We start from the raw sequence: 13819 nt of genomic DNA, 5'->3' as shown, positions 1-13819 counted from the left end.
GCGCCGACTCAGTAGGAGGTCGTGCCGCGTTTGACGTCCTGGATGCCACTCTGCCAGTCGCGTGTCGTCGGGACGGAACCAGCCCACTTTTCGTAGTTGTTCGGCCCGGGCCAGCGTTCGGTGAGATAACGTTCATTGGACAGGGCATCCATGCGGTCGTCGTAGTTCTTGATGATCTGCATACGGCTGCCGTCCTCGTAGTCGCGAGCCGGATAGCGGCCGATCGGATTCTTCGAGATGCCCCATTTGTAGATCTCGCCGGTCATCGGGTTGTAGCGGGCGTAAAGCGAGGTCTGACCGTAGTCGGGCAACGGCCCGTCGATGTAACTCGACTTCGGCTTTTCCCCGTCCGGGTCAGTGTGTGTGGTCGGCTGGTTGCCGACATAGCCGTACAGGTTGTTCCCACCGGCGAACGAGATCGGGTCCTCACTCAAGAACCGCTGCAAACCCGGGCTGTAATAGCGGGCTCGGTTGTAGTACAGACCGGTGCCGTCGTCCTCGCGCCCCGTGTACCGGTAGGCATTCCCGCCGTCGTTGCCGGTGACGTAGGTGCGGCCGAACGGCTCATAGGTGTACGTCGCACCCGCACCGGTGCTGTCGACCAGTCCGAGGGTGCTCCCCACGCCGTCCGTCAGGTACCGGCGGGTCACCCCGCCGGCGTCGCGGAGCTGGTACCCGTCCACACCGGACGACGTGATCGTCGCCGTGACGGTGCCGTTGACCTTCTCCTGCACCGGGTTCTTCCCGTCGTACAGGAAGGCGGTGGTGACCCCGTTGATCGTCTTGGACTGGCGGCGGCCGTCCGCCTGGTAGCCGAAGGCCGCCGTCGTGCCCGGGCCGGACTGCGCGGCCAGCTGGCCACGGGCGTTCCAGGTGTAGGTGGCCACTCCGTCGGAGATCAGGTTGCCGTCCGGGTCGTGGCCGACCGGGGTGGCGCCGATGCTGCGGATCCGGTTCGCCTGGTCGTAGACGGCCAGGCCGAACTGCTCCGGCAGCATCGCCCTCGAGTAACTGCCGCCGGTCCGGATCGGCTGTCCCGCCGGGTCGTAGTCGTAGGCGAGATCACCGAGCACGGTCTGGCCCGCACGGTAGGTGATCGTCTTGACTTCGCCGGCGTCGTCGTAGCCGTAGGTCTGGGAGACGCCGCCGCCGGGCGCACCGATCCGCTGCACGCGCCCCACCGCGTCGCGGCTGACGGTCGTGACCGCGGTGCCGCCCTGCTGGACCTCGGACAACGCACCCACGGCGTCGTAGACGTACCGCACCGGAGCCCGGCCGGGCACGTTCAGCACCCGGTCCCGCCCGGCGGTGTCGTAGTCGTACGACACACTGCCCTGCGCGGTGGTCTCGGCCTTGACGCGGTCGAGGTTGTCGTACTCGGTGGTCGCCAACCCGGCGGCCGAATCTTCGGTCCGCTTCAGGCGGTTGCCCAGGTCGTAGCCGAACTTCGTGCTGCTTTCGGTGCCGAACCGGCTTTCGGATCGGCGGTCCAGGTCGTCGTAGTCGTTTTCGGTGACGATGCCGCGCCGGCTGGTGTGCTTCTTCAGGTTGCCGTTCTGGTCGTACTCCGCCTGCTCGAACCGGCCGAGCGGGTCGGTGACCTTCGCGACGTGGTCCATGTTGTCGTGGTCGAAGACCGTTTGGCCGCCGCGGGCGTCGGTGACCTTGTGGCGGTTGCCGTTCGGGTCGTACTCGTAGGCCATGGTCCGGCCGAGCGGATCGGTCACCGAGGCGACCTCGTTCGCCGCGGTGTACGCGGTTTCGGTGACGCCGCCCCGTGGATCGGTGGTCAGCACCGTCCGGCCGAGCGAGTCGAAGCCCGCTTTGCTCACCCGGCCCAGCTGGTCGGTGACCTGGACCGGATCGGCACCCGCGTAGTCGGTGGTGGCGAACTTGCCCGCCGGATCGGTGACCTTGGTGACCAGGCCCTTTTCGTTGGTGTCGTAGGTCTTGACGCGCTGCGCCGCGTCCGTGACCGACTGCACCGCCCCACGCGGGTCGAGCCCGTACACCGTGTCCTTGCCGTAGAAGTCGGTGTACTTGGTCAGCTCGTGGTGCGGCCCGTTGCGCTCGAACTTCTCCGTGCGCGCCTCCGGCGTGCCCGCCAGCACCGTCTTTTCCTTGACCTGGCCCAGATCGTCGTAGACGTAGGCGGTCTTGCGCTGCAACGCGTCCGTGCTGGTCTTCAGCCGGACACCGCCCGTGTCGTACTCGCTGGTCGTCGTCTCGGCGACGTCGGTGCCGAACGCCTTGGTGTCGGTGAGCACCGATCCCTTGTCGTTGAAGGTCATCCGCCGGACGTGCCCGCGAGGATCGGTGATCCGGGTCTCGACGATCGCCTCGCCCGAGGTGACGTACTCGAACTGGGTGATCCCGCCGTCCGCGGCCGTCTGGGTCTTCACCCGGCCCTTGTCGTCGTACTCGTTGAGCAGGTACCGGGTGCCTCTGGCGTCGGTGATGGTCTTGAGCCGGCCCTTGTCGTCCCAGGTGTACCGGGTGAGGCCACCCCGGACGTCGGTCACCGTCTCCAGGTGCCCGGTCGCGTCGTAGGTATAGCCGACGCGCCGGCCCAGGTTGTCCTCGACGGACTTGACGCGCGGCGGGTTCGACTCGTCGTAGGCGAACTTCACCCACCGTCCGTTCGGCGAGGTGATCTGCGTGACCGGTCCGTTGGCGCGGACCTTGCCGTCGGTCCCCGGCGGCGCGGTCGCCCGCGTGATCGTGGTGGTGTTGCCGAACTTGTCCCGGATCTCCTGCAGCGGCGCCTCTTCGCCGATCACCATCACGGTGCCGTCGCGAAGCGTCACGTCCCATCCGCTGTCGATCCACTTCACGACCGAGCCGTCGAACCGCGTCGGCGTCGGATCGGCCTTGAACACCGCGCCCGCGTAGTCCTGTCCCGGCGAGGTGCGGCGGTAGTGGATCCTGCTGCCGTCGGGCTGCACCAGGTCGAACTCCTGGAACGTGAACTGCCCGATGACGCCGGGAGACCACGGGTAGAGGCCGTAGTTGAAGCTCGTGCCGACGCCGAAGGCGCGGATGTCGGTGTCGCCCTGCTGGTAGCTGCGTTTGATCTCGATCGGCGCGATGTCGTCGACGACCATGTCGGTCGTCTCGTCCACCAGCAGCCCGGTCGAGGGGTCCACCGGGTCCCCGACGCGGGGCACGCCGGCCGTCGGCGCGGACCGCGGCGGGTTCATCCCCGGCACGGCGGTCATCGCGCCGGTCAGCCGGTAGAACTTGACATCCGCGTCGGGCACGATCTGCTTGCCGTCCGGCGAAACCGTGCCGTAGCCGTAGATGTGCCAGCCCTGGCCGTCCGGGTCGTAGTTCCAGAACTGGGTCCGGGTGCCCGGCCGCTCCTTCGTGTAGTTCGGGTAGACGATCGTGGCGCCCTCGGGGAAGAGGTAGCTGCCGCCCGGCTGGACCGTGAAGTACACCGGGACCTTCGTGGGTGGCAGCGGGAACGGCGGCCGGTCGATCGGGATCGGGGTGAGGCTCAGTTCGGTCGCCACGTTCCCGTCGGCGTCGCGGACGACGGTCCCCGCCGGCAGCCGGACTTCCAGGCCGGGGATGGCCTTCGTGGTGAGGACGGTCTCGGCCGTGGTCGGACTGGGCACGTGCACCGTCGCGGCGGCGTCGATCTCCGGCAGGAACACCGTGTACGGCAGGACGAGCACCTGGCCGCCCTTGAGGTCCACGCCGATGTCGAACGAGCCGAACGGGCGGCCGGAGGTGTTGGTGCGGCCGTCCACCCGCACCACGACGTGGCCGCCGGGCAGCCCGGTCAGCACGAACTTGCCCTGGTCGTCGGTCGTGACGCGGCTGCCGCCGGCGCTCACGGTGACGCCGGACAGGGACTGGCCCGCCGTGGACTGGATCTTGCCGACCAGGCCGGTGAAGCCGACGCCGAACTGCAGCGGCCGGTCCCGCACCGGCGCCGGGTCGTAGCGGGTGCTCCAGTCGGTGCCGTTCAGGTTGGCGGTGTCCGGCTGCCAGCCGCCGGGCGACCCGCAGGTCGACGACGACGGCGGGGCGGGCGCGGGTTCCGGTGCGACCGGCGGCTGCGCCGACCCCTCGGGCGCCTTGCCGGGCTTGGCCGGAGCCGGGACCGGTTCGGCGGGGACGCACTTCGGCGTGACCGGCTTGGGCGGATCGATCCGCTGCTGCGGGGCCGCCGTCGCGGCCGCGGCGGGCTTGCTGAGCGCCACGGTCATCGAGCCGGTGAACTGGCCACCCGGGTCGAACACCATGGTGTAGGTGCCCGTTATCTTCAGCGCGGGCAGCTTGAACAGGCTGAACGAAATCCAGGAGTGGTTCGGCGAGACCGTGCCGTCCGGCGCGATCAGGCTGTAGTAGGCCCCGCCGTTGTTCGGGAACCCGAACGTGAAGTCCGCCTGCAGGACGTCGTTCGCGGTGCCGTCGAAGGTCACCTTCCCGTTCTGCGCGGTCCGCCCGATGGTGATCGTGGTGGCGGGGCCGCCGACGACGACCTTCCCCCCGTCCACTTCGGACGAAAGCAGGACGGTCAGGTCACCCGTGGCGGGCCCGGCCCCGTCCTCGAGCGGTTCGAGCACGATCCGGTAGTCGCCCGTCACCGGCAGCGTGGTCAGGTCGAAGCCCCACGGCAGGCCGAAGTTGAACGGCGAGTCCAGCGTGGTGCCGTCCGGCTTGGACACCGTCGGCTTGAGGAACGGGATGTTCGGCGACGTGAAGCCGAGGCTCAGGCGCTGCCCGGCCTGCCCGGCGAACGTCGCGACGACACGCTGGCCCGGCACGGTGACCGAAGCCGTCGGCGGCGGCCCGTCGATGGCGATCCGGCCGAGGTCCAGCGGCTCGGACGCGGCGATCGTGACGTCGCCCGTGGTGGCGAACGCCGGATCGAGCTCGATGCGGTACTTCCCGGTCTCGGGCAGCGCCGGGATGTCCAGCTTGCCGTCGATCGAGCTGGTCACCAGCTTGTTCCCGGTCGGCTGGAAGACCCGCAGGGTGACGTAGCCGGGCAGGCTCTTGTTCCGGGTCTGCAGGTGCAGCGGCCTGCCCTGGACACCGTTGTAGTCGAACCACACCTCCCGGGCCGGCCGGTCGACGGTGACCTTGGTCTGCGCGTTGATCGGCAGCTGGCCGGCCTCGGTCGCGGAGCTCAGCCAGCCCCGGGCGCTGCCGACGGCCTCCCACCCGCTCATGAACAGGCTGTGCTGGCCGCTCTTGCGGATCGGGACGCTGCGGATCTCCTGGGTGCCGGTCCGCAGCTCGACCTGGTTGTCGTCCGGCTCCACCAGGATTCCGCCCGGGTAACCGGGGCGGCCGTTCTCGCGCAGCGTGTTCTCGGTGACGCCGAACCGCAGGTTCTTGCCCGCGACCCCGGTGAACGGCATCCGCACGGACTGGCCGGGCCGGTTGATCTTGAACTGCGTGCCAGCCCCGTCGACCGCGAGCTGGCCCGCCTCGAGCACCCCGGACAACCAGACCTTCCCGGCGCCGAGCTCGTTCGCGCCGAAGGTGACCCCGACGGTGAACGTGCCGGTCTGGCGCGCCTTGAACACCATCGTCGGGGTGTAGAGGGTGAGCGAGGCCTTCCAGGTGTTCTTGTAGCCGTCCGGCTGGGTCACCAGGACGTCGAAGGTGTTGGCCGGCATGCTCAGGTCGGTCAGGCCGAAGCTGAGCCACTCGCCCGCGGTGGCGGTGAAGGTCATTTCGGCGCGCTGCTGCGCCACGCTGACGGTGAACGGCACGCCGGTGCCGTCGCGGGTCAGCTTGTCGCCGGTCAGGGTGTGCGACGCGGTGATCCGCACCTTGCCGGACTCGTCGTCGTCCGGCGCGACCACGATCGTGTAGGTGCCGTTGGCGCCGAACACCGGGATGTCCTGGCGCAGCGTGCTGCCCGCCCACAGGTCGAGCGGGTCGCCCATGGTGCGGCGCGCGAAGTCGCCGCCGTGCGGGGAGAACATCCACATCGCCGAGCGGACCGGGACGGTGTTGTTCTCCAGGTCCAGGTGCACCCGCTCGCCGGCGTGGCCGTCGATCAGGACGACCGCTTCCTTGCCGGCCGGGATGTCGAGTTCCATCGGCTTGCCGAGCTCGATCCGGCCGCCGTAGACCAGCTGGCCGATCTTGAACCCGCGCGGGGCCACCAGGAAGTCGGCGCCGCTGGTCGCGATGCCGCCCGGCGTGCGCACGCTGATCCGGCCGGACGCCGCCGCGGCGGGCACCTCGACGGTCAGGCTGGTCGGGCCGGCCTGCTTGACCCGGGCGGTGGTCTGGTGGAACAGCACGACGTCCCGCGTGGCGTCGGGATCGAAGCCGGTACCGGTGATGGTGATCGTGTCCCCGGAGTCGCCCCGGTCGGCCGACACGCCGGTGATCGTCGGCGCCGGCACTCCCTTGGTCACTGCGAACGGGCTGCGGGCGGCCGCGGTCTTGCCGTTCGCGGTCACCTTGACCGCGCCACCGCCGGTGCCCGCGGGGACGACCACGGTGAGCCGGTTCGCCGTCGCGGCGGTGACCTGCGCGGCGATGCCGTCGAAGCTCACCTGGTTGCCGGACGGCTGCGTGGCGAATCCGGTGCCGCTGATCTCCACCGTGCTGCCGATCGGGCCGCGGGCGGGCACCAGCGCGAAGATCGACGCGGTGTCCGTGCGGTAGCGGTCGGTCGCCTCGAGGTTGCCGGCGGCGTCGTACCGGTAGGCCGCGGCCTCACCGGAGTTGTTCGTGACGCCCGCCAGCTGTCCGGCGGCGTCGTAGAAGTAGTCGCGCGGGCCGGAGGGCGCACCGACGGCGAAGGTGTACTTCGCCGGTGCCGAAAGCACGCCGCTCGAGGTGGCCTTCGCCCAGACGGTCAGCGTGCGCTGGCCGGAGCGGACCGGGGTGAGGCTGATCGTCGCGGTGCCGGTGCCGGCGGGCACCTCGGCGGGTGCGGCGTCGGTGTCCAGCTGGTACCGCACGGCGTCCGCGGCGACGGCACCCTGGCTGCGCACGGTGAACGTGCCCGCCTGGCCGAGGCTGCCGTGCAGCTGCCCGTCCGCGGGGTAGTCGGTGGAGGACACCAGCGGCGTGGCCGGAGCCGGCGCGGCGCCCGCGACCAGGAAGGTGTAGCTGACCGGCGCGGACGCGCTGCCCGCGCTGCCGATCGCCCAGACGACCAGGGTGTGCGGGCCACCGGTCGGCGGCGTGATCCGCACTCCGACGTCGCCGGTGCCCGGAACGTCCGTGGTCGGTCCTTCGTCGAGCTTCCAGCGGAAGCCGGCGACGGCCGTGGTCCCGTTGGGGCGGAAGGTGAAGCCGCCTTCCTGGCCGGCGTTCCCGTGGGGCTGCCCGTCCGCCGGGTAGTCCGCGGAGAACACGCTCGGCGCGTCCGGCGGCGGCAGCGGCGCCACCTCGAACAGGTAGTTCGCCGGTGCCGAAACCGCGCCGGCGGCGGTGAACGTCCGCACGGTGAGTGTCTGCGAACCCGCGGTGACCGGCGTGATCTTCACCGCCACCTTGCCGGTCCCGGCCACCTCGGTGACCGGGCCGCCGTTGAGCTGCCAGCGGTAGCCCGCGATCGCCGTCGACCCGGTGGGCCGGAAGGTGAACGTGCCTTCCTTCCCGGGCGCGCCGTACGGGGCTCCGCCGGACGGGTAGTCCAGCGAAAGCACCTGCGGGGCACCGGGTCCGTTCGGCGCGTCGGCCACGACGAAGGTGTACGTGGCCGGCGGCGAGATCAGGTTCTCGACGCCGAGCGCGCGCACGGTCAGCGTGTGCTGCCCCGGGGTCGGCGGCGTCGCGCGCACCTGGACCTCACCGGTGCCGGGCACGTCCGCGGGACCGCCGTCGTCGAGCTGCCACCGGTACCCGGTGACCGCGACCGTGCTGCCCGCCTTGAGCGTGAAGACGCCTTCCCGGCCGGGGGAACCGTGCGGCTGCCCGTCCGCGGGGTAGTCCGCCGAGGACACGAGCGGGGTGGCGGGTGCCTGCGGAGGCGTCGCGACGACGAACGCGTAGGTGGCCGGCGGCGAAGCCAAGCCACCGGCGGTGACCGCGCGGACGGTCAAGGTCCGGCTGCCCGCGGCGAGCGGCGTCACGGTCACCGAGGTCTGCCCGGTGGCCGCCACCTCCGTCGGCTGCGAGTCGGAGTCCAGCTGGTAGATGAACTTCGCGATCGACACGGCGTCGCCGGGCTTCAGGACGAACGTGCCGGGCTGGCCGGGACGGCCGTGCGGCTGTCCGTCCGCCGGGTAGTCCACAGAGGACACCAGCGGTGCGGCGGGCGGCACCGGTGCCGGGGTGCCCGGACCGGCGGCGAACACGCTGGGCCGCGGAACTTCGGTCCCCATCGCGAAATGGCCGTGCCACTGGACGCCCGCGCCGAAGCGTGCGCCGTCCGAAGCGCCGACGTAGACCTTGCCGGTGGTGCCGCGGGTGAAGGTGGCGATGTCGAACTTGCCGTCGCCGGTGAAGTCGCCGACGCCGGGGAGCTCGTCGCCGGGGGCGAAGTTCGCGTTCCACTGCCGTGCGGCGCCGAACGCCGAGCCGGTCGAGGTCGCGGCGTTCACCTGGCCGTTCGAGAACGAGACGACGTCGTCCTTGCCGTCACCGTCGATGTCGCCGACCGCGGCCCGGCTCGCGTCCGGGGCGAAGTCGTCGTGCCACTTGGCCGAGGCGCCGAACTTCGTGCCGTCGGAAAGGGCCACGAAGACGTCCGCCGCTTCACCTCCGGAGAACGCGACGATGTCGTCCTTGTCGTCGCCGTTCACGTCGCCGGCCGCCGGCATCGCGGTGCCCGGGGCGAACGAGCTGTGCCACTTCACCGGGGTACCGAACTTGGCACCGTCGGACAGCGCGACGGACACGCCGCCGTCCGTGCCACGGGCGAAGGCCGCGATGTCGTCCCGGCCGTCGCCGTTGAAGTCGCCCACCACCGGGATGTCGGTGCCCGCCGCGAAACCGCCCAGCCACTTCGCCGCGGTGGCCGCGAACTTCGTCCCGTCGGAGAGCGCCACGTAGACACTCGCGTCGGTGCCGCGGGTGAACGTGGCGACGTCGGCCTTGCCGTCGCCGTTGAAGTCACCGGTCAGCGGGATTTCGTTCTGCGCCGCGAAGTTGTCGTGCCACTTCCAGCCGTCCTGCACGAACTTCGTGCCGTCGGACAGGGAGACGTAGACCGCCGGGGCACTGCCCCGGGTGAAGGTGACGACGTCGTCCTTGCCGTCGCCGTCGAAGTCCGACTTCCGCTTGTGATGGGTCGGTGGCTCCGCGACGGAGTAGGTGTACGCCGTCGCGCCCGAGGACACCCCGTTGGCATCGATCGCCCACACGGTCAGTGTCCGGCGGCCCGCCGCGGCGGGTGCCAGGTTCACCGTGACCTGGCCGGTCGCGGGCACCTCCGTGGGACGCGGATCGGAGTCCTGCTGGTAGGCGAACTTGGCGATCGGAACGGTGTTGCCGGGCTTGAACACGAACGCACCCGGCTGCCCCGGCGCGCCGTGCGAGCCGTCCTGCGGGTAGTCCACCGACGACACGAGCGGCGCGGCGGGCGGAGCCGGCGGGGTGCCCAGGTAGGACACCGCGAGGGTGGGCCGCAGTGCGGGTTCCGGCGCCTCGTCGGACAGGAAGAGCACCCGCTGGGCGGCACCCGCTTCGTCGTGCAGCTTGATCTCGAAGCCGTTGTTGGACGCCGGGTTGTTCACCCAGCCCTGCGCCATGCTCGCGCTTTCCCAGATGTGCCAGGTCGGGCGGTCGGGAACGCCCGAGATGAAGTCCGACCGGGTCGCCGCGATGTCACCGCCCGGCGCGGTCCACGCGGTGGCCGCGGACGCGCGGTTCCAGGTCGCCTCGCCTTCCACGAAGGGCCTGCTGAGCGTGTGGCCGTCGAAGGTCGCGCCGGACCCGTTGGAGTAGAACCCCCACACCGACACGTCGGCGTCGACGATCGTGGTCCCCACCGGGAGCGCGCTCAGACCGCCGAACTTCAGCAGGGCCCGGCTCTTGCCGAGGGTGGCGCCGTTGTTGCCGACCTGCAGCCACGGCTGGCCGGTGAGCACGTTGAAGTTGGTGTTCGGCTGGCTGGCGGACAGCGTCGTGTCGGCGGTGGCCGGGAAGATCTGCCGGACCTGCCCCGCCTTCGGCGTCCGGGTCAGCTGCGTGGCGCCCGGGATGAGCTCGCCGCTGCGGGTCTGGACGACGATCATGTAGTAGTAGGCGTTCCAGCCCAGGTCCGGTGCGCTGTCCGGGGTGACCGGTGCGGTGGTGTCGACGAACCGGGTCGCCTGCGGCCCCACCGAAGTGACCAGCGTCGCGGCCGAAGGGGTGTACACCTGCGACACCGAACGGTGCACCTGATACCCGACGATGTCGTCGGGACCGTTGCCGGGGCCCGGGTTGGTGTACGGGGTCCAGGTCAGCTCGGCGCCGGTGGCGTAGGCCTTCGTGATCGGCTGCAGGGCGGCGCCCGGCTTCCCGTAGGTCAGCACCAGCTTCGGGAACGTTGCCGTGTCGCCGTTGTAGTCGGACTCGGCGCCGTGGTGGATCGCGCCGCCTCGCTTGAGCGTCTCGTCGGTCGCCTTGACGAGGAGCCCGTTGTTGCCCGCGGAGCCGGAAACCCACGACTGCGCGATGTTGCGGACGTCCCATTCGGACCAGGTCTGCGTGACGTTGGCGCGCTTGACCGCGGTCGCCAGGCCGGCCTCGGCGAAGGCCCCGTTGAAGCTGTTCCAGGTGACCGTGTTCTCGGCCCACGCGGCGGTGACCCGCCGCGCCTCCATGGTGACGTCGTTGACGCCGGTGTAAAGCTCGTTGTCGTAGTACATCCGCAGCTTCGCCGACGTCAGGCTGGTGCCGGCGGGCACCACGGACGTGTCGAACTTGACCAGGCTGCGCGCGATCCCGGAGCCGTCGGTGCCCACCGAGAGCTGGTAGCTCGACCCGTCGTTGCGATCCGGGGTGTCCGACCAGATCTGGCTGTCCTGACCGGAGTTCGACGTCGGCTCGACCTTGATCGTCGGGTCGATCACGACCGGGTACTTGCGCTGTGGGGCGGCCAGCCAGTCGTGGTCCGCTTTCACCACCACGGTGATGTCCGGCCCGTGCTGTTCGACCGTCTGGGAAACCTTGTCACTGAAGGAATCCGTGCGTGAACCCGCGGCGTCGACCATGAACGGCTTGGGCATCACGTACCGCGGCGGACCGTCCGCGCCGGTGCCGAAGAACGCGATCGAGCCGTCCGGCTGCGCTTGGGCGGACACGCCGGACAGGTGCACCTTGAAGCGGTACGTGGCGTCGCGGGGCGGTGCGGCGAGGACGATCCGTTCCTTGAGGGCATCGCGCGTGACCTGGTAGTTCAGCTCGGCGCCGTCGAACGCGCCCGGGTAGCTGACGGTGTCTCGGTCAACCCGGGGATCGACCGGCCTGCTCGCGCCGTCGAGCCCCAGCTCGACCCGCGTGCCGTCCACGGCGAACCGGGCCAGCCGATCCGTCCGGTCCCCGAAGGAGGTGCGGAACCCGTTGGTGTCATTGGCGAACCGGTAGCCGTCGCCCGCCTGCTCGCGCACCGTCGTGTCGATCGGCTGCCAGGTTCCGTGCTCGTCGCGGAAATGCTGCGGGCGGGCGGAAAGCTCCGCTTCGAACTGGCCGTTCGACAGCTCGAACACCCGCATGTCCGCGGTCCGGCGCTCGGCCAGCTCGCGCACGCGCACCGGTGGCCCGGCGGGCTGCTGACGTGCTTCGGTTTGCCTGTCCCCCAAGAAAACCGGCAATGACGCGGGCAGCCCGACGGCGACCACCGCAAGGACCAAAGCCAGGAGCAGAACGCGCGCGAGCACACCAGAGCGACGTCTACCGTGCACTGATCCCCCCAGATCGTGGCCGCCGGAAACCCATCCCCCCCTTGACGATGGTCACAGCGGCCGCTGCTGATCCTCAGCGTAGCGAGCTTCGGATCATGCGCCATCGCCCAAACAGCGTCATCTTCGGACGAGCATGCGCAAGCCGGACGACCTCACCGGTCGTCGGCGGCGGCCTTCAAGCAGTCGAGCATGACGGACCTGGCCTGCGGATCCGCGGCGACCTGATCGAGCGGGCGATCCCCCGCTTCGCCTTCCACGAAGGCCGAAACCTGTTCCGGCGTAGCGTATTTCAGGTACCACTCAGCGAGACACCCGGCCGTGCGGTCCGACGCGCCCCGGGTCTGCGGATCGGACTTGATCTTGGCGATGATCGCCTCTTTGGCCGGTGGTTCGCCGCCACTGCAGGCGGTGAGGAATCCGAGGAACACCAAGGCTGCACAACCACCGGCGAGGCGCACATGGCGAGTCATGGCGCCCAGCGTAAGGCAAAACGAGGTGAGCACGCCCGGACGACGAAGCCCGGCTCAGGCTCCCACCGCGTCGAAGGCCGTGTCGCGCAGCTGACGTCGTGAGCTGATCCCGAGCTTGCCGAACACCTTGCGCAGGTGCCATTCCACGGTGCGCGGGCTCAGGAAGAGCCGCGTGCCGATCTCCGGGTTGGACAGCCCTTCGCGGACCAGGCGCGCGATCTGGAACTCCTGCGCGGTCAGCTCCTCCGTGGTCCCGGCGGTGCGTTTGCGGGCCGTTTCGCCGGTGGCCAGCAGTTCGCGGCGAGCACGGTCCGCGAAGGCTTCGAGGCCCATCGCGGAGGTCATGGTGTGCGCGGTGCGCAGGTGCTCCCGTGCGTCGGCACGACGTCCTTCGCGCCGGAGCCATTCGCCGAACAGCAGGTGGCTCCGGGCCAGCTCCACCCGCAACGGCGTGCCGGTGAGCAACGCGATCGATGCCGCGTAGCACTCGTCCGGAGTCTCGCCCGCCAGCGCCCGCAGGCGGGCCTCGAGCGCCCGCGTCCACGGCGTCGGGGTGGCCCGCGCCCGTTCGGACATCCGGTCCAGCGCGGCCGTGACGAGGTCGCCGTCGCCGGTGCGCGACGCGGCTTCCGCCAGTTCCGCGGTCGCCAGGGCCTGGTGGCCGACGGTGTCGTGCTCGAACACCCGGCGCGCCGCATCGCGGGCGAGGTCGTGGCGGCCGAGGCCGTTGGCGAGCACGGCGGTGGCGTAGTCGGCGAACCGCACGACCCGGCCCTGGCCCCGTTCGGCCGCCTCCGCCGCCGCGGCCGCGATTTCCGTGGCCGCGGTGTCCCGGCCGCGCAGGGCGGCGAGCAGGATCGCGCTGTACCCGACCGGCCGGCCGCCGGTGACCTCGGCGAGCAGCCGGTCCTCGTCGACGAGCGCCTGGGCCGCCGTCAGGTCGCCGGCGACCAGCTCGTGGTTGGCCAGGAAGTTGAGGGCGAACTGCAGCTGGACGAGCGCGCCGGTCTCGCGGGCCAGCCCGGCCTGCCGTTCGGCGAGCGCGCGGCCGGCGGCGTAGTCCAGCACCTCGGTCGCGAGGGTGCCGCCGGCCCGGTTGCCCAGCAGCCACAGCACCCGCCCGACGTTCTCGCCGCCGGTGCCCAGCGCCCGGACGGCGTCCACCGCCTTCGTCATCAGCGGGGCCGCTGCCGCGTAGCCGTCGGTGAGCCGGGTGGCGAGCGCGTCCAGCACGAGGTCGACGGCGGTCGGCGGTCCCTGGGCGGCGGGCGCCGCGAGCGCCCGCGTCGCGGCTTCGACGACGCCGGATCCGGCCCACACGGCGGCGCCGAGCGCCTCCAGGTACGTCTCGCGAGCCCGGTCACCGTCGAGACGTCCGGCCGCACGCAGGAGCAGCTCCGCCGCGTCAGCACCGCGCCGCTGGTCGAACGCGATCTGCCCGCGCAGCCGTTCGGCCTCGGCGTCCCGCACCGGATCCGGCGGCCCCGCCTCGGCCGCGCCCAGCAGGCTCAGCGCCGCTTCCAGCGC

Annotated in this window: 3 protein-coding genes; all 3 read right to left on the bottom strand. The window is 70.9% G+C overall.

Annotated elements, in window-relative coordinates; genetic code table 11:
- Positions 1 to 8: 8 nt before the first annotated feature.
- Entirely contained in the window at positions 9 to 11720 is an 11712-nt protein-coding gene (locus IE317_RS22235) for a DNRLRE domain-containing protein (protein ID WP_191313044.1), read from the bottom strand.
- A gap of 254 nt (positions 11721 to 11974) precedes the next feature.
- A complete protein-coding gene (locus IE317_RS22230) occupies positions 11975 to 12292 on the bottom strand; it encodes a hypothetical protein (protein ID WP_191313042.1) in 318 nt (105 codons plus the stop codon).
- Positions 12293 to 12346: 54 nt separating this feature from the next.
- The coding region (locus IE317_RS22225) for a helix-turn-helix transcriptional regulator (protein ID WP_229902847.1) at positions 12347 to 13819 on the bottom strand (1473 nt) is incomplete at its 5' end.

This window comes from Amycolatopsis bullii (assembly GCF_014654205.1).
In the GTDB taxonomy this organism is placed as follows: domain Bacteria; phylum Actinomycetota; class Actinomycetes; order Mycobacteriales; family Pseudonocardiaceae; genus Amycolatopsis; species Amycolatopsis plumensis.
This window is presented reverse-complemented; position numbering and strand designations above follow the sequence as displayed.